We start from the raw sequence: 21,806 nt of genomic DNA on the forward strand, positions 1-21,806 counted from the left end.
TCCTTCATTTCGCCGAGACGAGGGTGACCCGGACCGTCAGCCGCTCCTGCGAGTCGGGCAGGTCCACCACCAGGCCGTCCCGGTCGAAGGCGGTGTGCCTGCGGCCGTCCACCTCGACCTCCTCCAGCCGCACCGAACCGGCGGGCAGCAGGTCGGGGGAGACGCGCAGCCGGCGCGGCGCGGTGGGCAGCGGCTTGAACCACAGGTTCAGCGGCTCGCCCCTGACCAGCAGGTTCGTGTAGACGGTGGCGAGATAGCACAGCTCCGCGGAGTGGTACATGCTCATCGAGTGGCTGCCCTTGAACCGCTCGGTGCCCAGCAGGTACGGCATGCCGTCGGCGAGCACGTTGAAGTACACCGCGCCCTCGTCGTGGTCCAGGAAGAACGCGTTGTAGAAGGCCGACGCGCGGCGCGCCTCCTCCAGGTGATCCTGGCCCTTGGTGGTGCCGGCCAGGATCAGGTAGGCCAGGATCGCCTGCTCCTGCTGCCACCACGCCTTGCGGTCGTGCCAGGTGAAGGCGTACCAGCGGTCGCCCGCGGCCTTGGTCCGTTCCACGACGTCGTACCATCCGCCGCGCTGCTGGTCGCTGCCGATCGCGGGCATCCGCCGGGCGATCCGCTCGGCCAGCGCCCGGTAGTCCTGCTTGGCGCGCAGCGAGTGCATCCGCATCAGGTTCCAGGCGATCTTCAGGTTGTGGCCGACGACCGCGCGGTCCTGCTGCCAGGTGTGGCTGCGGTCGGGGCTCCAGTCCTCGTTGAAGCGCTCCTGGACGAACGGGCTGTGGTCGTCCTCGGGGAAGTGCGCAACGATCGTGTCGAACGTGCGCTCCAGCATGTCGGCGTACTCCTCGCGGCCGGTCGCGAGGTACAGGTTGATCAGGTACGCGGGCGCGTGGTCGCCGACGGAGTTCCAGTTCTTGCGCCCGTCGTTCGGGGCGATGGACGCGTGGCGCGGGTCCATGAAGATCGGGTCGATGTGGCTGAAGTAGCCGCCGCCCTTGTAGTCGCGGAAGTGGTCGTCGAACAGCCTGATCGTGCCCTCGGCGTCGCGCAGGATGCGGGGGTCGCCGTTGATCCGGTAGGTCTGGGTGGGGCCGGCCAGCGCGTAGATCTGCTCGTACATCGGGATGGCGTCGTAGTCGTCGGAGAACTCGGAGGTGAACAGCTTCTTCTCCGGGCGGCCCTCCTGGACCTCGATGCCGTGGTACCAGTAGGTGACGTTGTGGGTGGTGTCGACGAAGCGCATGTGCTCGCGCAGGTAGTCCACGCCGCGCTCGGCGGCCTCCAGGAACTCCTCCTCGCCGCTCAGCATGTACGCCGAGGCCATGCCGTACACCAGGCGCGAGATGGTGTCGGTCTCCTGCACGTGGCTCGCGGTCTTGCGGCCGTCCAGCCGCAGCACGGTCCGGTAGTCGCGGTAGTCGATCGGCCCTGCGCCGAACTGCGCCCTGCGGTAGAAGGCGGCGATGCGGCCGAGCTGGTGGATCCACCAGTCCGGCTCCTCGAACCGGTAGTCCTCCGGCCCCCGGCCCAGGAAGATCACCCGCTTGGCGGCGAACCGCAGCTCGCCGTCCTGCGGCGTGAAGACGCCGTAGGCGAACAGCGGCCGGCCGGGGACGACCATCTCATCGCGATGGCCGGCGGCGTCCAGGTAGGGGTGTTCCAGGTTGCGCAGCACCTCGGCCGAGGTGTTGCCGTCCATGGTGACGCGGAACTCGCGGCCGTCGGCCGTGGTCAGGCCGAACGTGCCCCGCTCGTCCACCGGCGAGCCGACCCGGCCCGCCACTAGGTCGCTGAATCGGAAGTCAATGCCGCTGGGCATCGTCTTCACCTCCGGTGGTCTGGTCCTTGTAGCCCTGGCTGATCTCGACGACGGTTCCGTCGGGGTCCTTCACCCACACCGAGCGCCAGCCGGGGACGAACTCGTCGAAGCACAGCGGTCCGAGGGAGACCTGTGCCTGCGGTCCCATCCGCGCGAGGACGCGGTCGATGTCGTCGGTCCGCAGCGCGATGTGCCGCAGCGTCCCGGCGCGGACGGGCCCGTCGCCGCGCGCCGCGTCGTCCGCCGGGCCTTCCGCCGCCTGGAACAGCTCCAGGTAGGCGTCCCCCTTGCGAAGGAACACGATCTTGGTGTCGCCGACCGGGAACGCCGCGGCCCGGACGAACCCGAACCACCGGCAGTAGAACTCCGCGGTCGCGTCGATGTCGCGGCAGTTCAGCGCCGCGTGCGACCAGCGCAGGTCTTCGGTGTCCCCGCCGCTCACGACGCGGCCCTGCGCGCGGTCAGCTCGCCGATCAGCGCCCGGGCGAACAGGTGGGCGTGCGCGCCGCTGCGGCCCGTCACCAGGTCGCCGTCGATCACGACGTCCTCGTCGCGGTACTCGGCGCCCATGTTGACGACGTCGCCCACCAGGTTGTTGTGGCAGGTGACCGGCCGGCCGCGGACCGTCTGCGGGACCTTGGCCAGCAGCCACATGCCGTGGCAGATCACGCCCTTGAGCACCTCGGGCATGGCGAACGCGCGCTGCATCAGCTCGGTCGCGGGGGAGAGGTCGCGCGGCTTCTCACTGAACCGCAGCCGGTCGGCGACCATCCCGGACGGCACGATGACCGCGTCGTAGCCGCGCAGGTCGTCGTCGGACAGCCCCTCCAGGCTCTGGTCCACGGCCAGCGGCGCACGGTACTCATGACCGGTGAAGGTGATCTGCGGCTGCCCCCACAGCCGGGTCATCAGCGTGAGGCGCACCCCCTCCTCGGCGAAGCGCCGCTGGTAGTAGAAGATCTCCGGCTCGAAGTAGTCGCTCTCCATCAGCAGGGCGACGCGCGCCCCGCGCAGTTCAGCCATCGAAACCCCCGAGGACGAAGTCGGCGCACCGCTCGGCGATCATCTGGACGGCCGCGTGCGTGTTGCCGGACGTCACCGCGGGCATCACGCTGGCGTCGGCCACCCGCAGGCCCGTGACGCCGCGCACCCGAAGCCGCGGGTCCACCACCGCGTCGTCGTCGATGCCCATCCGGCACGAGCCGGCCTGGTGGTGGTAGGTGTCGGCGCGGTCGCGGGCGAACCGCGCCAGCGCCTCGCGCCCGGTGACGTCCGGGCCGGGCAGCAGTTCCCCGGCGAGGTCCCCGGCGAACGCCCGCGTGGCGAAGATGTCCCTGGCCAGCTCCACGCCCTGGACCAGGCGGTCCAGGTCGGCGCGGTCGCCCAGGTAGTTCGGGTTGACCAGGGGCGGGGTCAGCGGGTCGGCCGAGGCCAGGCGCACCCATCCGCGGGAGGCCGGGCGCACCACGCCGGGCAGGATGCTGACCGCGTTGGGATGCCGCCGCCCGACGATGATGTCGAACGGCACGTGCACGAACGCGATCTGGATGTCGGGCGCGACCATGCCGCTCTCGGAGACGGTGAACAGCGCCGCCTCCGACAGGTTGTTGGCGCCCGGCGGCACCGGCCGCCTGGTCTCCTGGATGACCCCGGTGAGCACGTGGTTGTGGAAGTTGGCGCCCACGCCGGGCAGCGGCAGCCGTACCTCGACCCCCGCCTCGCGCAGGTGCCCCGGATCGCCGATGCCGGACAGCATCAGCAGCTTGGGCGACTCGATGGCGCCGCCGCACACCAGCACCTCGCGGCGGGCCCGGACCTGCCGCAGGCCGGTCTCGGTCGTGGTGTCCACCGAACGGCCGGCCAGCCTCCTGCCGTCGCTGCCGGAGGGGGCGGGGGCCTGGCGCAGGTACTCCACCCCGGTGCAGCGGTCGCCGTCGAACAGCAGCCGGGTCGCCCGCGCGTTGGGCCGCAGGGTCAGCCGCTCGTGGTCGAGCACCGGCTCCAGGTAGCAGTGCAGCGCGCCGCGCCGCCGCCCGCCCTCGGCGTTGATGTGGTGCCAGCCCGCGCCCAGCATCGAGGGCCCGTTGAAGTCCGGTACGGCCGGGTGACCCAGCTCGGCGCAGGCGTCGAGGAAGGTCCGCGAGTACGGGTTGGGGTCGTGCGCCCCGGCGTTGGCCACGACCTGCGGGCCGCCGGTCCCGGTGCCCTCCCAGGTCTTGTCCTCCTGGTTCTCCAGGCGCTGGAAGTACGGCAGGCAGTCGGCGTAGGACCAGCCGGCGGCCCCCTGGTAGGCCCAGTTGTCGAAGTCCGCGCGGTGGCCGCGGATGTGCATCATGATGTAGAGGTCGCTGCTGCCGCCGACGATCCTGCCGCGCGGCTCGCGCGTGGTCCGGCCGGAAAGACCCGGCTGCGGCACGCTCTCGTAGTTCCAGTCGATGCCCGAACCCAGCAGGGTGAACCACAGCGGCGCGGCGTCCACGTTCGCGGGGATCCAGGTGCCGCCCGCCTCCAGCAGCAGCACCGTGCCCGCGCCCGACTCGGCGAGCCGGCGGGCGAGCACCGAGCCCGCCGCGCCCGCGCCGACTACGACGTAGTCGAACTCCGCTGCCTCCGTCGCCGGGGACATCACTTGTCCAGCCCGAGCGGGCCGCGGAACGGCATGGTGTCGTGGAAGTTGGCCATGTAGGCGATCCGGCCGTTCTCCAGGCGGAAGTAGTTCATCACCTCGGCCTCGATCGGCTCGCCGCCGGACGCGACGGCGCTGATGTGCGACACCACGCCGGCCTCGTCGCCGGCGATGACGACGTGCCTCGGCTCGTTGCGGAAGGAACGGTAGATCTCCGGGAACCCGGCCACCGCCGCGCGCAGCGTGTCCTGGCCCTCCAGCCGCCCGCCGATCTGCTCGTCCACCACGGCCTTCTCGGTGAACAGGTCGCACCAGCGCGACCAGTCGCCGGCGTTGGCGTACTCGTAGTAGTGCGCGATGGTCTCACGCGGTGTCATAACGGCCTGCTTCCGGGCATGGGCTCCAGCCGGTCCACGACGTAGTTCCTGATCCGCAGGTCCCCGGCCGGGCCGGCGACGACCTCCCAGGTCTGGTAGGCGTCGAAGCCGATCCATTCGCTCCGCGCGGCCGGCGGGTCCCAGATCCTGGCCTGCCAGTTCACGACGACCTTGAGGGTTGCCGCGCCGTCGTGCCACGGCCCGACCTCGACCGAGGTGACGGTGTGCTGCTCGTCGAAGAAGCGGTTGGTCACCGTCTCGTACCACTTGCGGAAGTCGCCGTGGCCGCGGGAGGTCCCCTCGGGGAAGACCATCGTCAGGTCGTCACCGGTGAGGTGGTCCCATAGCGTCTCGATGTCGTCGTGCCGGTCGAGCGCCCGGTACCAGCCGGCCACCCACTCCTCGACCGTCCTGTCGGACGGGGCGGGTCTCGCCATAGTGATCACTTCCTTTCCGGCCGGGGCTACCGGCCGCCGGGCTCCACCGAGACGTGGGCCAGGAACGGCTCGTCGTCGGCGAGCATGCGTTTGATCGCGGGGCCGATGTCATCGGCGGTGGCCACCCGCGCGGCCTGGACGCCCAGGCCGCGGGCCACGTCGGTGAATCCGATCGGCAGGCCGCGCAGGTCGAAGGAGGAGGGGAACGGATGCGGGGCGATGCCGCGCTCGCGCCAGTAGACCGAGATGTTCTCGTTCAGCAGCTCGTACCGGCCGTTGTCGCAGATCACGAACTTCGCGCCGATCCCCTGGCGGGCGGCGGTCCACAGGGCCTGGACGGTGTACATGCTGCCGCCGTCGCCGGTGAAGCCGATCACCACGTCGTCGGGCATGGCGAGCTTGATCCCGACCGCGCCGGGGATGCCGACGCCGAGCGAGCCGCCCCTGGTGAGGTAGTAGCGGCCGGGGCTGCGCGGCGGGAAGTGGCGGGCCAGCGGCGGGCTGGAGGTCAGCGCCTCGTCGAAGATCACCGGGTCGGTGGTCTGGGCGGCCAGTTCGGCCAGGAACCGGTCATAGATCTCGCCGCCGGTGACCTCCGCCCGAGCGGCGGGGGGCGGAGGCGCGGTGGCGGGTCGGGCGCCCCGGCCTGCCAGTTCCGTGGCGAGCGCGGCGAGCGTGGCCCGCGGGTCGGCCACCAGACCGAGGTCGGCCGGGTGGTTCTTGGCGATCTCGTAGGCGTTGAGGTCGATGTGCACCACCCGCGCGCCCGCCGCGAACGGCGAACCGAGCATCGGGAACACCTCGGGGAAGACGTAGGTGCCGACGATGAGCACCGCGTCCGCCTCCCGCACGGCCGCGGCGCTCACCTCCCCGAACATGTGGCCGAGCGGGCCCCGGTACAGCGGGTGCGCCGCGTCGAGGTTCACCACCGAGGTGTCGGCCAGCCACACCCGCGCGCCCAGCAGTTCGGCGACGCGGGCGAGTTCGGGTTGCGCGCCGGACTCGGCGACCCCGTCGCCCGCGACGATCACCGGCCGTTCCGCGCCCGCGAGCAGCCCTGCCGCGGCCTCGACCAGTTCGGGGACGGGCACCGTCCGGGTCTGCGGGATCGAGGTGGGGACCGCGACCTCGTCGTTGGGCGCGTCCAGGACGTCCAGCGGCAGCGAGACGAACACCGGCCCGCACGGCGGCGTCGCCGCGATCTTGATCGCCTTGCGCAGCACGCGCAGCACCGAGCGCGGATCGATGACCCTGGTCGCGAACTTGGTGACCGGGCGGGCCATGCCCACCAGGTCGGCGGCCATCTGCGCGTCGAAGGCGTCGTAGCGCACCCCGGCCTCGCCGGCGACCACCACGAGCGGCGAGTGGCCGCGCATGGCCTGGTACATCATGCCGATCCCGTTGCCGAGCCCGACCCCGGAGTGGAGCTGCACGAACGTGGGCCGCCTGGTCGCGCGGGCGTAGCCGTCGGCGATCCCGACCACCGCGGCCTCGGCGAGGGCCAGCACGTAGCGGAAGTCGCCGGCGGAGTCGATCGCGTCCAGCAAGCCCTGCTCGACCGTGCCCGGATTGCCGAACACCGTGGTCATCCCGTCGGCGCGGAGCTGGTCGAGCACCGCGGCGGTTCCGGTGCGTAGCGTGGTCATGGTCACCAGCCGTAACGCCGCAGGCCGTCTTCCAGGACCGCGACCATCTTCTCGCCGGTGGTGATCGAGTCCGGCGTGGACCGCCCGGTGACGAACGGGTAGTCGACGATCACGGAGATGGGGTGCCCGACGTTGCCGTGGTAGCGCCCCTGCGGGCCGGTCGCGTCGCGCAGGATGTACTCCAGCGGGTACGGCGGCGGCCCCATGTCGAAGTCGGTGCCGAGGAAGCCGGTGCCCTCCTTGTAGTCGTACTCCTTGCAGTGGCCGGTGACGTGCTTGCCCCAGATGATGCTCTTGCGGTCGTCCCAGTCGCGGGCGAACGCCAGGCAGGCCACCCCGTAGCACTCGGCGCCGACCGGCTTGCCGGCCGCCAGGAACGCCAGGATCAGGGCGTGGACGCGCTCGTTGTTGCCGAGGTCGGCGATCGGGCCGCTGCCGCCCACGATCAGGATCGCGTCGAAGTCGGCGATGCCGTGCTCCAGCTCACTGAGCGCCCGATGGTAGGACTCAAGGTCGCGCAGGTACCCGGGGGCGCTCATGTAGGGGCGCTCGGGGACCCACGCGGAGATGTCCACCGGCTTGGCCAGCCGGTCGGAGGCGTCCATCTCGCGGACCAGCTCGGCCATGGCCGCGGTGGTCACCGAGCGGCCGAGCGGGGGGTCGATGAAGTCGGGGTCGATGCTCGGCGGAAGCGCGTGCGGCCTGCGCCCGCGCGGTGTGGCGATGACGGACTCGTAGCCCTGGCGGTCGAAGACGCCGAGCGGCCCGACGAGTTCCTCGCCCCAATAACCGAGTTCGGAGACGACGACGAGAATCGTTCTGGACACGCTGAACTCCCCAGGTGTCGGTGAATTTCGTGAATCGGCGTGGAATTGATCCGGCCCGCGGCCGTCGCGGGCGGCCCTGATCGCCGTCCCCGCCGCGGCGGCGCCGGGCGGGGACGCGCGGTCATTCGATGAAGCGGCTTTTCCCTAATCGTCAGTCAGAGACGAGGACCGCGGTCTGCCGCCAGATGAGACCGTTCTTCAGCACCCAGGTGCCGACGTCCTTGTGCACCTCGTCACCGATGCCGATCTTGGCGTAATAAAGGATCAGGTCATCGGTGCCCTCGGCCACCATGACCTCGACGATCCGCGGTTCGAGCTTCAGATATTCGGCGAAGAACTCGCGGATCTCGGCCTTTCCCCGGGCGATCGCACCGGGACGCATGACCACGGCGTCATCGTGATAGTTGCGTATCATCGCGTCCAGGTCGTGCGCTTTAAGCTGGCCTATCTGCTTGTCCAGCAGGGCCGGCAGAACGATGGCCGCCATTTGCCCCTCCCAAGAGGTTCGGTGGTGTGCTTTCTCACCGAAACCGATTGGTGTGCGCACTGTCCAGGAAAGCCGGAATACTTGCGGAGGTCCGCCGCTACACTCTCGCTACTCGCCGGCTTCGGCCGCGTTCTTCAAAAGCCAGCGTGGCGAAGATGAGCGCCACGACGAGCACCAGTTGGACGGCCGCGTTCACCAGCCCGATCGGCATGGTGGCCAGGGTGAGGAGCGCGGTGGCGGCCCTGAGCGTCCGGCCGGGCAGGCCGAGCGCGGCGCGGAAGGCCACCGAGCCGAGCAGGAACAGCGCCACCCCGCCGGCCAGGGCGAACTGCGCCCCGCCGGTCAGCGGGTCGCCGGGGTGGGCCACGGCCTTCTTCAGGCCGGCCGACAGCGCGATGATGCCGAGCAGGATCGGCACGTGCGCGTAGAAGAACCCGAACAGCACCATCCGGGTGCGGCGTACCTGGTCGGTGACCTCGGCCAGGGCGTGCTCGGCCCGCTCCAGGTCGATGTGGAAGTACGCCCACCACAGGCTGGCGCTGAGCGCGAGGCCGATCAGGGCGATGCCGATGGCCGGCACGCTGAGCCGCCCGCCGTTGCCCTCGATGCCGATGGCGACCGCGACGATCGACTCGCCGAGCGCGATGATGACCACCAGGCCATGCCGTTCGACCACGTGCCCGGGGTGTAACGGGAAGCCCTCCTGCCCGGTCACGTACGGCGAGGCCCACATGACCAGGAGCGCGGCCAGCCACAGGCCGTACTTCGGTGCCCCCTCCATGCCCGCCGCGGCCAGGATGAGCAGCGCCCCGCCCAGGTTGGCGGCGAACATCCGCAGAATGCGCAGCGTGGACTGGAGGTACATCAGCCCGTGGACGACGACCACCACGAGCAGGCCCACCGCGAATCCGGCCCCGTCCTCGCGGAACGCGCCGGGCACGGCGAGCGCGACGATCAGCCAGCCCGCCATCGCGAGCAGCATGAACAGCCGCCGGGCGACGCGCACCGGCGGCACCGCGTTGGTCACCCAGGCGTAGCTGGCGAACATCCACCAGATCACCCCGAACATCAGCAGCACCTGCGGGGCGCTGCCGAAATCGGCGGCGAGCACCACGGTGAGCTGGGTGGCGGTGAACACGAATACGAGGTCGAAGAAGAGTTCAAGCGTGGAAACACGCAGTTGTTCCTGGTCCGGCACGGGAGCCACCCGTTCGGCGAACCAGGTCGGAAGTCGGAGGTTCATGCCCGGATTGTGGCCGCAGCGCGGTCCCGCGCCAATCCCGCGCCGGAGAATTCCCGGTGTCGTCCGGCTGACATCATGAAGTCGCGCGATCGAGGTGGGAAAGTGCCGCTACCGCGCCATCCCGGGATTGCCGCCCTGGTCGCCCGCGGCCCATTGTGGGGCGAAGTGCCGCAGGAAGGGCGAAGGACCATGGCGGACGTACTCATTCTGATGACCAAGGCCAAGACCCTCGGACTGCTCGACGGAAGGCGACACGCCTCGGGATTTTGGGCGGAGGAGTTCGTGGTGCCTTACGAACGGTTCCTCAATGAGGGTCATACGGTCGACATCGCGACCATCGGCGGGCGGGCGCCCACCCCCGACCAGGGCAGCCTGACCGCCCTGTCGGTCTGCAAGACCAGGCCGGAGGGCTCGCCCGACAATGACGAGGCGAACATCGCGCACTACGAGCAGGTCATCGGCTCGCTCGCCGCGCTGCGGGCGCCGCTGAACGTCTCGGACATCACCCGGGAGCGCCTGGCCGGCTATGCGGGGGTCTACATCTCCGGCGGCCACGGGGCGATGGAGGACATGCCGCACGACGCGGCCATGACCCGCGTCGTGCGCTGGATCCTCGACCTGGAAAAGCCGCTCGCGGTGGTGTGCCACGGCCACTCGGCGCTCCTTCCGCTGCGCGACTCGGAGGGGCGCTGGCCGTTGGAAGGATATGAAATGACAGCATTCTCCCATGACGAGGAGAAGGTCACGGATATGGCGGGTAAGTTGCCATTCGTCCTGCAAGTGGAACTGGAACGGCTCGGCGCGAAATACGAAAAGGCGAAGGTGATCTGGGATTCCCACGTCGTGGCGGACAGAAATCTGATCACCGGCCAGAATCCGTATTCGTCCACGGCGCTGGCGGAGGCGTTCGTGAAGCGCCTGGCCGGTTGACCGGACGGGCCGATCAGCGATGCGAATCTCGCTCACCGTCAACGGGGCCGGCGTGAACACGACCGCCGGCCCGGACGTTCTGCTCGTGGACCTGCTGCGGGACACCTGTGGCCTGACCGGCGCCAAGGTCGGATGCGGCACGGGCCAGTGCGGCGCGTGCGTGGTACAGGTGGACGGCCGCTCGGTCAAGAGCTGCCAGATGCTGGCCGTACAGGCCGACGGGACCCAGGTCACCACCATCGAGGGGGTGGCGGCCGGAAGCCTCACCGCCCTCCAGGAGGCCATCTGGGCGGAACACGGCGCGCAGTGCGGCTACTGCACGCCGGGGATGACCATGTCCCTGCTCGACTTCCTTGAGCACGAGCCCACCTCGGACGGAACGGCCATCCGCGCCTGGCTGGCCGGGAACATGTGCCGCTGCACCGGCTACAACGCGGTCGTGCGCGCCGTGCAGACCGCGGTGAAGGGCATGAAATGACCACTGGGACCACGGCCCGCACGACGGCCTTCGGAACGGGTCTGAAGGACCGCGAGACGCCCGCGATGCTGCGCGGCGCGACCAAGTTCACCGCCGACCTCACCCTGCCGGGCATGCTGCACCTGGAGTTCGTGCGCAGCCGGTACGGCCACGCGCGGATCGACCGGATCGACGGTGCGAAGGCCGCCGCGATGCCGGGCGTGGTGGACATCGTCACCGGCGCGGACCTCGCGGGCCACCTCATGCCGCTGCCGTGCATCTGGATCCCCGGCGGAGTGGAGAGCCACTTCCCGCCGCACCCCTCCGGGGTGCCCGGCGCGGGGACCGTGCTGGCCGGGGACCGCGTGCGGTTCATCGGCGAGCCGGTCGCCGCCGTGGTGGCCGAGACCGCCGGGCAGGCCAGGGCGGCGGCGCTCGCCGTGCGGGTGGACTACACGCCGCTGCCCGTCGTCACCCGGCCGGAACAGGCGCTCGCCCCCGGCGCGCCGCAACTGCACGACGCGGTGCCCGGCAACCTCAACGCGCTGTGGACCTGCGGGGACGCCGAGGCGACCGACGAGGCCATCGCCGCCGCCGACATCGTCGTCGAACTCGACCTCTACAACCAGCGGACCATCAACAACCCGATGGAGCCCAGGGCCGCGCTCGGCGAGTACGACCCGATCGCCGACGAGTACACCCTCTACGCCACCACGCAGTCGCCGCACAACCACAGGTTCCTGCTGTCGGCGCTGGTGCTCGGCATCCCGTTCAACAAGCTGCGGGTCATCGCACCGCCCATCGGGGGCAGCTTCGGCACCAAGGGCTACCTCTACCCGGACATGCCGCTGGTCCTGTACCTCGCCAAGCGCCTCGGCCGCCCGGTGAAGTGGGCCGACACCCGCGAAGGGCTGATGTGCTCCACCGTGCAGGGCCGCGACCACCGCCAGCACGTCACCATCGCCGGCACCCGCGAGGGGCGGATCACCGCGCTGCGCTGCACCAGCCACGCCAACCTGGGGGCCTACCCCTCCACCATCGGCCCCGGCGTGGCCACCGCCCTGATGGGCCGCAGCCTCACCGGCCCCTACGCCATCCCCAACGCGTTCTGCGAGGTGTACGCGGTGTTCACCAACACCGTGCCGCTGGGCGCGCAGCGCGGGTCGGGCCGGGCGGAGGCCACCACGATCACCGAGCGGGCCGTGGACCTGTTCGCGGCGGAGGCCGGCCTGGACCCCGCCGAGGTACGGCTGCGCAACATGGTCCCCCCGGACCGCTTCCCCTACGACAACGGCCTCGGCTGGACCTACGACTCCGGCGACTACCCGGCCGCGCTGCGGCGCGCGCTGGAACTCGCCGGCCACGACAAGATCGAGGTCCGGCGCCGGGAGGCGCGCGAACGGGGCCGGCTGCTCGGCGTCGGCATCGGCAGCTTCGTGGCGGTGTGCGGCGTCGGCCCCTCGGCCCGGATGCGCGAGGAGGGCATGCTCGGCGGCACCTGGGAGGGCGCCAACATCCGCGTGCATCCCAACGGCGAGGTCGCGCTGTGCATCGGGTCCACCTCGACCGGGCAGAGCCACCGCACCACGTTCGCGCAGATCGCCGCCGACGCGCTGGGCATCGACGTGGCCTCGGTGACCGTCTCGCAGTCCGACACCCAGCGCTCGCCGTACGGGCAGGGCACCTACGGCAGCCGCTCCTACAGCGTCGGCGGCCCGGCGGTCGTCATGGCCGCCCGGCAGATCATCGCCAAGATGCGGACGGCCGCCGCCCACGTCATGGGCGTGCCGGAGGCGGACGTCGAGTACGCGCAGGGCCGGTTCTTCGTGCCGGGCAAGGAGGAGACCGCCAAGACCTTCCAGGACCTGGCGATGGCGATCTGGTACGGCTGGAGCCTGCCCGCGGGCATGGCGCCCGCCCTGGACGTCACCTCCTTCTTCGACCCGCCGGACTTCAACCACCCCTTCGGCTCGCACGTGGCCGTGGTGGAGATCGACCAGGAGACCGGGCAGGTGGAGATCGTCCGCTACGCGGCGGTCAACGACGTCGGCCCGGTCGGCAACCCGCTGGTGGTGACCGGCCAGTTCGAGGGCAGCATCGCGCACGGCCTGGGCCAGGCGCTGATGGAGGAGGCCCGCTACGACGGCGAGGGCCGGCTGCTGAGCGCGGACCTGCTGGGTTACGCGCTGCCGCGCGCCGCCGACGTGCCGGTCTTCGAGCTGGACCGCACCACCACCCCGAGCCCGCACAACCCGCTCGGCGTCAAGGGCGCGGGGGAGATCGCGACCGTCCCGGTGACGGCCGCCGTCGCCAACGCGGTCTGCGACGCGCTGCGGGACTTCGGCGTACGGCACATCGACATGCCCTACACCGCGGAGAAGATCTGGCGCGTCATCCGAGAGGCCAGGAGATGATCATGGATGTGCCGGCCTACACGGCCCCCGCCGACCTCGAAGGCGCACTGCGAGCCCTGTCCGAGACCCCCGGCGCGCGTCCCCTGGCGGGCGGGCACCGGCTGGTGCTGGACCTCAAGCGGCGGGTGCGGCGCATCCCGCTGCTGGTCGATCTGGGCCGGGTGCCGGAACTGCGCGGCGTGCGCCGCGGCTTCGGCGGCGCGCTGGAGATCGGGGCGATGACCACGATCACCGAGCTGGTCGCCCACCCCGCCGTACCGGAGTCCTACGCCCACGGCCTGCTCGCCGACGCGGCGGCGACCCTGCCGGACCCGCAGACCAGGAACCGTGGCACGGTCGGCGGGTCGGTCGTCGCCGGGACCGACATCGCGGCGGCCCTGATCGCCCTGGACGCCGTGGTGCGCGTCCGGGGCCGCGGCGGCAGGCGGCGCACGCTCAGCGTCGAACGGCTGCTCGACCCCACGGCTCCCGGCCTGGCCGCGGGGGAGGTGATCGCCGCGGTCGGCGTTCCCCCGGGGACCGCCCACGGGGCCCACGTACGCCGGCCCGTGCCCGCGACCCTCGCCTCGGTGTGCGGGGCGGCGGTCGCCGTGACCTTCCACATGGACGGCGCGGTCGCCTCCTGCCGGGTCGCCGTCTGCGGCGGACCACGGCCCGCCCGCCGGGTGCCCACCCTGGAACGCGCCCTCACCGCAGGGGTGCTCACCGCGCCCCCGCTCGGTGACCTCTTCCAGGGTGACCAGGACGCGTCCGGCGAGTACCGCGCCCACCTGGCGTGGGTGCTCGCCAGACGGGCGATGGCCCGGGCCCGCGAACGCACCGGACCCACGGCCTGAGCAGGATCCGGCCTACCCCTCGGCCAGCTTCAGGCCCACCACCCCGGCCAGGATGAGGAACAGGCAGGCCAGCCGGGCCGGGGACGCGCTCTCGCCCAGCGCGAGGATGCCGGCGACCGCGACGCCGACCGCGCCGAGTCCCACCCACACGGCGTACGCGGTGCCGGTCGGCAGGTCGCGCAGCGCGAAGGTCAGCATCGCGAAGCTCAGCACGGCGCCCGTCACCCCGATGGCCGCCGGGACGAACCGGGTGAAGCCATCGGAGCGGTCCAGCGCCAGGGCCCACACGACCTCCAGCAGGGCCGCTCCGATGAGCAGCAGCCAGGCCATCGCGCTCAGGCCGTCGTTCCCGCGTCCACGGCGATGGACGCGCCGGTGATGTTGCGCCCGCCCGGTCCGGCCAGGTGGGCCACGGTCGCCGCGATGTCCTCGGGGTCGCAGTAGCGGCCCAGCGAGGTGAAGGCGCGCTCGCCGTCCGCCTCCGGGCTGTCGGCCGGGTTCATCTCGGTGGCGGTCGAGCCGGGGTGGACCAGGTTGGCGGTGATCCCCCGGGGGCCGAGGTCCCTGGCCAGGCCCTTGGTGAGCCCGGTGAGCGCGGACTTGCTCATCGAGTAGAGCGTCCACCCCGGGTAGGGCACGCGCTCGGCCAGGCTGCTGCCGATGTTGATGATCCGCCCGCCGTCGGGCATGCGCGCGGCGGCGGCCTGGGCCAGCATGAAGGAGGCCCTGGCGTGGATGGCCAGCGTACGGTCCACCTCCTCCAGGGTGACCTCCTCCAGCGGGCCGTACGGCGCGATGCCGGCGTTGCTCACCAGGATGTCCAGCCGGCCGAACGCGGCGGCGGTCCGCTCGACCGCGTTGATCAGCGCCTGCGCGTCCGTCGCCTCGGCGTGTACGGCGAGGCCGCGCCGCCCGGCCGCCTCGATCTGCCCGACCACGTCCTTGGCCCGGCCCTCGGCCGAGGTGTAGGTGATCGCCACGTCCGCGCCGTCCCCGGCCAGCCGCCGGGCGATGGCCGCCCCGATGCCGCGGCTGCCCCCCGTGACCAGCGCGACCCGTCCTTGCACCATCTCATGTCCTCCGCTATCCGGAACTGATTCCGGTTGTGAGCTTAACCGGAATCAATTCCGGATGGCAAGCCGGTAGGGTTTAGCGCGTGACCCAGACCCGGCGACCGCTGCCCCAGGTAGAAGCGGGCGACCGGCGCCCGGAGGAGCGCGCGGACGCCGCGCGCAACCGCGCCAAGATCCTCGCCGCCGCCGAGGAGATCGTCGCGACCCGCGGCGTCGAGGGGCTGTCCATGGCGGAGGTCGCCGCCGCGGCGGGCGTGGGCGTGGGAACGCTCTACCGCCGGTTCGGCGACCGGTCCGGCCTGGCCTACGCGCTCATCGACCGGCGCGAGCGGGAGTTCCAGGAGTCCTTCATGGGCGGCCCGCCGCCGCTCGGGCCCGGCGCTCCGGCGGCGGCCAGGGTCCGCGCCTTCCTGCACGCCCTGGCCGTACGCGTCGCCGACCAGCTCGACCTGCTGCTGATGGCCGAGACCGCCACGCCGTACGCCCGCTTCGGCGCCGCCTACGGCGCCTACCACCGGCACCTGACGATCCTCCTGGCCGAGTTGCGGCCGGGCCGCGAGCCCGCCTACCTGGCCGACGCCCTGCTGGCCCCGGTCGCGGCCGGCCTGATCGCCTACAACCTGCGTGAGCGGGGTGCGGGCATGGACGCCGTCCACGCGGGCCTGGACGCCCTGCTGGACGGCCTCGATCCCGAAGGACGCTCCTGACCTGACCCGCCTGGCGTCCCCGCCTGCCGGGCCCTCTGCGCACGGCAGACGGGGACGCCTCCCCGCGGACGGCTACAGGTAGAACCCCGAGGCGTCGCGGCGGCGCTCCTCCTCCTTGGCGCGACCCAGCTCGGGCCGGTGCTCCGGGGTGGCTCTGGCCTGCGGCTCCTGACCCTCGCCGGGGGCGGACTCGGTCCCTTCCAGCACGGTGAACGCCAGGTCGTGCTCGCGCACGCCGAGATGCACCCGCTGGCCGGGCCGCAGCGTGCCGTTCAGCAGCATCCGCGACAGCGTGTTGTCCACCTTGCGCTGGATGACCCGGCGCAGCGGCCGGGCGCCGAACTCGGGCTGGTAGCCCTGCCTGGCCAGCCAGTCGATCGCCACCGGGTCGATCTCCATCCCGATGTCCTGGGCGTGCAGGCGGCGCCTGCTCTCCTCCAGCAGCAGGCCGGTGATCTGCCGCAACTGGACGTCGTCCAGGCTGCGGAAGATGATGATCTCGTCGATCCGGTTCAGGAACTCCGGCCGGAACGCGTGCCGCAGCAGCCGGCTCAGGTGGCCGCGCAGCTCGGCCGCCGCCTCGCCGGGATGGGCCATGATCACATCTGCGCCGAGGTTCGAGGTCATGATCAGCACGGTGTTCTTGAAGTCCGCCGTACGGCCCTGCGCGTCGGTGAGCCGCCCGTCGTCCATGACCTGGAGCAGCAGGTTGAACACGTCGGCGTGGGCCTTTTCGATCTCGTCCAGCAGCACCACCGAGTAGGGCCGCCGCCGCACCGTCTCGGTGAGCTGCCCGGCCTCCTCGTACCCCACGTACCCCGGCGGCGCGCCGACCAGCCGGGACACCGTGTGCCGCTCCTGGAACTCGCTCATGTCGAACCGGACCATCCGGTCCTGGTCACCGAACAGCGCCTCGGCCAGCGCGCGGGCCAGTTCGGTCTTGCCCACGCCGGTCGGGCCGAGGAAGAGGAAGGACCCGATCGGCCGGTTCGGGTCGCCGAGCCCGGCGCGCGAGCGCCGCACCGCCTCGGCCACCGCCTCCACGGCCTCGTCCTGGCCGACGACGCGCTGGTGCAGCCGTTCCTCCAGGGCCAGCAGCCGGTCCTTCTCCTCCTGGGTGAGCCGGGCGACCGGAATCCCGGTGGCCCGCGAGACGACCGCGGCGATCTCCTCCGCGGTGACCTCCGGCACCCCCTGCTGCTCGTCCTGGGAGTCGTCGATCTGCCGGCGCAGGTCGGCGATCTCGTCCCGTAGCTCCCTGGCCCGCTCGTAGTCCTCGCCGGAGACCGCCTGGTCCTTCTCGCGCAGCAGGCCCTCGACGCGTTCCTCCAGCTCGCGGGTGCCGCCCGGCGTCGTCTTGGTGCGCAGCGCGACCCGCGCGCCGGCCTGGTCCATCAGGTCGATGGCCTTGTCCGGCAGGAAGCGGCCGGTCAGGTACCGGTCGGACAGCTCGGCCGCGGCCACCAGGCACTCGTCGGTGAAACGCACCTGGTGGTGGGCCTCGTACCGATCGCGCAGCCCGCGCAGGATCGCGATGGTGTCCTCCACCGCCGGCTCCGGCACGAAAATCGGCTGGAACCGCCGCTCCAGCGCCGCGTCCTTCTCGATGTAGCGGCGGTACTCGTCCAGCGTCGTCGCGCCGATGACGTGCAGCTCACCGCGTGCCAGGGCGGGCTTGAGCATGTTGGAGGCGTCGATGGCCCCCTCCGCGCCGCCCGCGCCGACCACCGTGTGCAACTCGTCGATGAACACGATCAGGTCGTCGGCGTTGTCGCGGATCTCGTCCACGACGTTCTTCATCCGCTCCTCGAACTCGCCGCGGAACTTGGTGCCGGCCACCATCCCGGCCAGGTCCACCTGCATCACCCGCTTGCCCGCGAGCGTCTTCGGCACCTCGCCGTCCACGATGCGCTGCGCGAGCCCCTCGACGATGGCGGTCTTGCCGACGCCGGGCTCGCCGAGCAGCACCGGGTTGTTCTTGGTGCGCCGGGACAGCACCTCCACGGTCTGGGCGATCTCCTCGTCCCTGCCGATGACCGGGTCGATCCCGCCGTCCCTGGCCGTCTGGCACAGGTCGCGGCCGTACTGGTCGAGCGTGGGCGTGCTGCTCGGCCGGGGAGCGGCCGGGGCCTCGCCCCGCTCGACCGCCTCCGCGCCCAGGGACTGCGGGGTGACCCGCGCGTCGCGCAGCAGGCGACCGGCCGTCGAGTCGGGGTTGGCCGACAGGGCCACCAGCAGGTGCTGCGCCCCGATGTAGGACGCGCCCGAGGCCCTGGCGATGTCGCGCGCCGCCAGCAGGGCCCGCTTGGCGGCCGGGGCCAGCGGCATCGGCCCCTGCCGGGGCTCGCCCCGCTCGACCTGCCGCGAGATCGCCTCCGCGAGCGCGTCCGGGTCGGCCCCGGCCCGCGAAAGCAGGCCGCGCGTCGAATCCAGCCTGGTCGCGGCCCACAGCAGGTGCTCGGTGTCGAGGTACTGCGCGCCCTGCTCGGACGCCTCGTGCACCGCCTGGCGGAGCAGGTCGACGGCGTCCTCGCTGAGCAGGCGGCCGATGTCCACTCGCCGCCGGGACTCCGCCCCGGCCTGCTCCGGCGGTCCGAGCCCGCCGAAGAACCTCGCCAGCAACTCGTCCAGCGGGCTGTAGCCGTACGGCCAGAAGTCACCGCTTGTCATCGTCGTTCCCCCTCGGGCGCGGCGGGCGCCCAGCTACGTCGATGTCGTCTCGCTTGTCCGGCTGAACCACCCGCCTACCCGTGACCGCCCGGCATAACCGCCGGGCGGGTCCTTTCAGTCGGGACGGGGGCCGGTCACCGGGCTCGCCGCGCTCGCGATCCGGTCGATCTCGGCGAGGTCGTCGCCGGTCAGCTCCAGGTCCACCGCGCCGGCGCTCTCCTTGAGGTGGGCGTGCCGGCGCGAGCCGACGATCGCCGCGTCCACCGCCGGCGCGGCGAGCACCCATGCCACGGCGAGCTGCCCGACCGTCGCCCCCTTGCGCCGGGCGAACTCCCGCAGCAGGCCGACCACCGCGAGGTTGCGGCGGAAGGTCTCGCCGGTGAAGTCGGGGCTGACCGAGCGCCAGTCGTCGGCGGGGAAGGTCGTGTACTCGTCGAAGGCCCCGCCGAGCAGGCCGTGCGCCAGCGGGCCGTACGCGAGCACGCCGATGCCGCGCTCCGCGCAGTACGGCAGGACGTCGGTCTCGATGTCCCGCTCGAACAGGTGGTACGGCGGCTGCAAGGTCTCCACCCGCAGCGTCTCCCCGAACTCCCGCATCTCCTCGACGTCGAAGTTGGACACCCCGGCGTGCCGGATCAGCCCCTCCCGGATCATGTCGCCGAGCGCGGCGGCGGTGTCGGCGAGTGGCGTGCGAGGGTCGGGCCAGTGGATCTGGTACAGGTCGATGTGGTCGATTCCGAGCGCGGACAGGCTCTGCTCCACCTCCTGGCGCAGCCAGGCCGGGCTGGAGTCGCGGGACAGCACCCCGCCGTCCTCGCGCAGCCCGCCCTTGGTGGCGATCACCACGGAGTCGCGGGAGGTGCCCAGCTCATCGGCCAGCGCCCGGCCGAGCAGCCGTTCCGACACGCCGAAACCGTAGCCGCGGGCGGTGTCGAAGAAGTTGATGCCGAGGTCTCTGGCTCCCTGGATCGCCTCGATCGCGGCCCGCTCGTCCACGGTCCCCCAGTCGCCGCCGAACTGCCAGGTGCCGTAGCAGATCGGCGTGACCAGCAGCCCGGTACGGCCCAGCGGCACGGTGCGCATCGTCGGGCCCCCTTCCCTCCGAAGTCGCGATCTCGCTCCGCTACCCCGCAGACGGAGGGCTAGGCCGTCCGCCGCCGGCGGCGGATCACGAAGGGCGTGACCTCGCCGACCCCGCGGACGGTCACCCGCTCGCCCGAGCGCAGCGTGAAGGCGGCGTCGTCGGCCAGCGCCTCGGCCATCGACTGGTCGGCCAGCACGCTGCCCGCCTCGGCCAGCGCGGTGAGCCTGCTGGCCAGGTTGACCGGGGCGCCGAACACGTCGCCCATCCGGCCGATGACCTGCCCGATGGCCAGGCCGACGCGGAGCGCGGGCATGCCGCGGGTGCGGCCGTGCACCTCCAGCAGCCGCAGCGCGATCTCCGCGGACTCGTGCGCGGTGTCGGTGACGAACAGCACCGAGTCGCCGAGCGTCTTGACCAGCCGCCCGCCCGAGGAGGCGATCACGTCGGCCGACCGGCCCTCGAACCGCTCGACCAGCCCGGCCAGCTCGCCTTCGGAGATCTGCCTGCTGAGCCGGGTGAACCCGACGAGGTCGGCGAACCCCACGGCCAGCCGCACGGCGTTGCTCTCCTGATCGACCAGCCGGCCGGCCGCCGAGGCCAGGTGCCGCCGCCAGGAGTAGATCAGCAGCTTCTCCAGGTCGGGAAGCACCCAGGCGGCCCGGCCGCGCCAGGCCGCGCCCCGCTCGGCCAACGGCACCCCGGCCGTGGCCAGCGCCTCCGCGCCCAGCTCGGCCTGGGACTCGGCGAGCCTGGCCGTGTAGCTGCCGAGCGACCTGGTCATCAGCAGCAGGTGGTCATCGTCGTAGGCCCCGGCGGTGACCATGCCGACCAGCGTCTTGAGCGCCTCGACGTCGGCCTGGGTGAACTCCACGGCGTCGTCGGGGACGTTGGCGAAGCCGAGCGCACGCCACAGCCGGCGGGCGCGGTACATCGGCACACCGGCCATCGCGGCCACCTGCCGGCTCGTGTACCGGCGATGCCCGCTCAAGAACGTCTCACTCAGGCCGGCCGAATCCGCCGGGTTGTCCCGCCCCATGACCCTTCTGCCCGTCGTGTCACCACCCTCGCACCCGAAACATACCTCCTGCGGGTGACATTCCGAATCGAAGTCCGGATACCCAGGCTGACCTGTCATAAGATGTCCGATCAAGCTCTTACATCTCGTTCTTTCGGGCTGCGCGCCAGAGGGGCGGACCACAGGTGGATCTCTTCGGAGAGCGGCACGAGCCGGGGGAGGGGGAGCGGTGGCGGCCTTTCTCCAAGGTCGCCATCTGCGGGTTCCTCGCCGCGCTCGCCTTCATCCTGACCGGCTCCGCCGTGGGCTGGAACAGCAGCGCGCCGATCTTCGTGGCCGCCGCGGTCTTCGTGGTCCCCATGCTGCTCGGCCTGCGCGGCCTCAGCACCGACGTGCACCCTGACATGGGCTTCGACGATGAGGACGAAGCGCCCGCCCGCGAAGCGGGCTGGGCCGACCTGGCGGGCCTGGACATCGAAGGACGGGCGCTGTACGACCGCGCGTGGCGGGCCGTCGCCATGGTCCAGGAATCGCGGGCGAGCCGGATGGGCCTGCTCGACGACGTGGCCAACGACGTCGTGCTGCCGCGCCGCCTGACCGAGATCCAGGACGTGCTGTGGGAGCAGGCGGTGCTGCGCGCCGAACAGGCCGACGCGATGCACGAGGCGATGACCCCGGAACTGCGGGCCGTGCTCGGGCCGCAGCGGGAGGCGCTGGCCCGTTCTGTGCGCGCGGTGACCCGGCAGGTCGAGGGTCTGGAGGAGTACGCCCGCAGGGTCCAGAACGCCGACTCCGCGCTGCGCGCGCACGACCTGCTGGACAGCAATCACAGATACCTGGACCTGCTGGCCAGGACGGAGGACACCGAGGGCGTGCGGGACCTGACCGCCCAGGCCGCCGATCTGGAGGCCGCGCTGGCGCGCAGCGTCCGCGACGCGGTGAGCGCGGGCCGTTTCCTGGCGCTGCCCGCGGCCGGCGACGACCCGCCGACGCTCCCCGACCTGTCCGCCGTCCAGGACGCGCCCCCCGGCCCCGGCCCGCCCACCCTGCCCGGTCTGCCTCCCGTCCGGGACGTGGAGTCCGGGCGGGCGACCCTCCCAGAGTGGCCGCCCGGTGCTCAGGAGGGGCCCCCGTTCCGGTCCTGACCTGGTCACC

At 71.9% G+C, this 21,806-nt stretch carries 21 protein-coding genes; 6 read left to right on the forward strand and 15 right to left on the reverse strand.

Annotated elements, in window-relative coordinates:
* Positions 1-4: 4 nt before the first annotated feature.
* From ACH34R_RS26445 to ACH34R_RS26490, 10 genes are all read right to left on the reverse strand, one after another.
* Positions 5-1,822 (reverse strand): AGE family epimerase/isomerase, encoded by a 1,818-nt coding sequence (locus ACH34R_RS26445; protein WP_397564215.1) that lies wholly within the window; start codon positions 1,820-1,822, stop codon positions 5-7.
* Positions 1,806-2,264 (reverse strand): VOC family protein, encoded by a 459-nt coding sequence (locus tag ACH34R_RS26450; protein WP_397564216.1) that lies wholly within the window; start codon positions 2,262-2,264, stop codon positions 1,806-1,808. Before ACH34R_RS26450 ends, ACH34R_RS26445 begins: the two co-directional genes overlap by 17 nt.
* Entirely contained in the window at positions 2,261-2,845 is a 585-nt protein-coding gene (locus ACH34R_RS26455) for a DJ-1/PfpI family protein (RefSeq protein ID WP_397564217.1), read from the reverse strand. Before ACH34R_RS26455 ends, ACH34R_RS26450 begins: the two co-directional genes overlap by 4 nt.
* On the reverse strand, positions 2,838-4,448 hold the full coding sequence (locus ACH34R_RS26460; protein ID WP_397564218.1) for a GMC family oxidoreductase: 1,611 nt from the start codon (positions 4,446-4,448) through the stop codon (positions 2,838-2,840). The genes ACH34R_RS26455 and ACH34R_RS26460 overlap by 8 nt, the downstream gene beginning before the upstream one ends.
* Positions 4,448-4,825: a nuclear transport factor 2 family protein gene (locus ACH34R_RS26465; protein ID WP_397564219.1), complete on the reverse strand. Its 378-nt coding sequence runs from the start codon at positions 4,823-4,825 to the stop codon at positions 4,448-4,450. Before ACH34R_RS26465 ends, ACH34R_RS26460 begins: the two co-directional genes overlap by 1 nt.
* On the reverse strand, positions 4,822-5,262 hold the full coding sequence (locus tag ACH34R_RS26470) for a hypothetical protein (protein ID WP_397564220.1): 441 nt from the start codon (positions 5,260-5,262) through the stop codon (positions 4,822-4,824). The genes ACH34R_RS26465 and ACH34R_RS26470 overlap by 4 nt, the downstream gene beginning before the upstream one ends.
* Positions 5,263-5,288: 26 nt before the next feature.
* A complete protein-coding gene (locus ACH34R_RS26475; RefSeq protein ID WP_397564221.1) occupies positions 5,289-6,908 on the reverse strand; it encodes a thiamine pyrophosphate-binding protein in 1,620 nt (539 codons plus the stop codon).
* A 2-nt stretch (positions 6,909-6,910) separates the two neighbouring features.
* A complete protein-coding gene (locus tag ACH34R_RS26480) occupies positions 6,911-7,735 on the reverse strand; it encodes a type 1 glutamine amidotransferase domain-containing protein (RefSeq protein ID WP_397564222.1) in 825 nt (274 codons plus the stop codon).
* A gap of 151 nt (positions 7,736-7,886) precedes the next feature.
* Positions 7,887-8,222 carry a nuclear transport factor 2 family protein gene (locus ACH34R_RS26485; protein WP_397564223.1) on the reverse strand — a complete coding sequence of 112 codons (336 nt, stop codon included), beginning with the start codon at positions 8,220-8,222 and terminating at the stop codon, positions 7,887-7,889.
* A gap of 97 nt (positions 8,223-8,319) precedes the next feature.
* The gene (locus tag ACH34R_RS26490) at positions 8,320-9,465 is read right to left on the reverse strand and encodes a low temperature requirement protein A (RefSeq protein WP_397564224.1); all 1,146 of its coding nucleotides are present in this window, start codon (positions 9,463-9,465) and stop codon (positions 8,320-8,322) included.
* Positions 9,466-9,540: 75 nt separating this feature from the next.
* Between ACH34R_RS26490 and ACH34R_RS26495 the strand changes: the two genes are divergently transcribed.
* Genes ACH34R_RS26495 through ACH34R_RS26510 form a run of 4 tightly spaced genes read left to right on the forward strand, consistent with a single transcriptional unit; the run spans position 9,541 to position 14,102 of the window.
* On the forward strand, positions 9,541-10,395 hold the full coding sequence (locus tag ACH34R_RS26495; RefSeq protein ID WP_397564225.1) for a type 1 glutamine amidotransferase domain-containing protein: 855 nt from the start codon (positions 9,541-9,543) through the stop codon (positions 10,393-10,395).
* 19 nt (positions 10,396-10,414) lie between these two features.
* Positions 10,415-10,873 (forward strand): (2Fe-2S)-binding protein, encoded by a 459-nt coding sequence (locus ACH34R_RS26500; RefSeq protein ID WP_397564226.1) that lies wholly within the window; start codon positions 10,415-10,417, stop codon positions 10,871-10,873.
* Positions 10,870-13,266: a xanthine dehydrogenase family protein molybdopterin-binding subunit gene (locus tag ACH34R_RS26505; RefSeq protein ID WP_397564227.1), complete on the forward strand. Its 2,397-nt coding sequence runs from the start codon at positions 10,870-10,872 to the stop codon at positions 13,264-13,266. The genes ACH34R_RS26500 and ACH34R_RS26505 overlap by 4 nt, the downstream gene beginning before the upstream one ends.
* A 2-nt stretch (positions 13,267-13,268) precedes the next feature.
* The gene (locus ACH34R_RS26510) at positions 13,269-14,102 is read left to right on the forward strand and encodes an FAD binding domain-containing protein (protein WP_397564228.1); all 834 of its coding nucleotides are present in this window, start codon (positions 13,269-13,271) and stop codon (positions 14,100-14,102) included.
* Between the two features lie 12 nt (positions 14,103-14,114).
* Here the strand turns inward: ACH34R_RS26510 and ACH34R_RS26515 are convergent, their stop codons facing one another.
* Positions 14,115-14,432, reverse strand: coding sequence for a DMT family transporter (locus tag ACH34R_RS26515; RefSeq protein ID WP_397564229.1), 318 nt, complete (start codon positions 14,430-14,432; stop codon positions 14,115-14,117).
* Positions 14,433-14,437: 5 nt separating this feature from the next.
* Positions 14,438-15,172 carry an SDR family NAD(P)-dependent oxidoreductase gene (locus tag ACH34R_RS26520; protein WP_397564230.1) on the reverse strand — a complete coding sequence of 245 codons (735 nt, stop codon included), beginning with the start codon at positions 15,170-15,172 and terminating at the stop codon, positions 14,438-14,440.
* Positions 15,173-15,258: 86 nt separating this feature from the next.
* On the opposite strand from ACH34R_RS26520, the gene ACH34R_RS26525 reads away from it, so the two are divergent.
* On the forward strand, positions 15,259-15,882 hold the full coding sequence (locus ACH34R_RS26525) for a TetR/AcrR family transcriptional regulator (protein WP_397564231.1): 624 nt from the start codon (positions 15,259-15,261) through the stop codon (positions 15,880-15,882).
* Positions 15,883-15,954: 72 nt separating this feature from the next.
* On the opposite strand, the gene ACH34R_RS26530 is transcribed toward ACH34R_RS26525, so the two are convergent.
* From ACH34R_RS26530 to ACH34R_RS26540, 3 genes are all read right to left on the reverse strand, one after another.
* Positions 15,955-18,552 (reverse strand): ATP-dependent Clp protease ATP-binding subunit, encoded by a 2,598-nt coding sequence (locus ACH34R_RS26530; protein ID WP_397564232.1) that lies wholly within the window; start codon positions 18,550-18,552, stop codon positions 15,955-15,957.
* A gap of 114 nt (positions 18,553-18,666) precedes the next feature.
* Positions 18,667-19,635: an aldo/keto reductase gene (locus ACH34R_RS26535; protein ID WP_397564233.1), complete on the reverse strand. Its 969-nt coding sequence runs from the start codon at positions 19,633-19,635 to the stop codon at positions 18,667-18,669.
* 59 nt (positions 19,636-19,694) lie between these two features.
* Positions 19,695-20,624, reverse strand: coding sequence for an adenylate/guanylate cyclase domain-containing protein (locus ACH34R_RS26540; RefSeq protein ID WP_397564234.1), 930 nt, complete (start codon positions 20,622-20,624; stop codon positions 19,695-19,697).
* 212 nt (positions 20,625-20,836) lie between these two features.
* Here ACH34R_RS26540 and ACH34R_RS26545 point away from each other — a divergent pair, with 212 nt between their 5' ends.
* Complete coding sequence (locus ACH34R_RS26545; RefSeq protein WP_397564235.1) at positions 20,837-21,796, forward strand: hypothetical protein; 960 nt, start codon at positions 20,837-20,839, stop codon at positions 21,794-21,796.
* Positions 21,797-21,806 lie beyond the last annotated feature (10 nt).

The organism is Spongiactinospora sp. 9N601 (assembly GCF_044326295.1).
Classification (GTDB): domain Bacteria; phylum Actinomycetota; class Actinomycetes; order Streptosporangiales; family Streptosporangiaceae; genus Spongiactinospora; species Spongiactinospora gelatinilytica.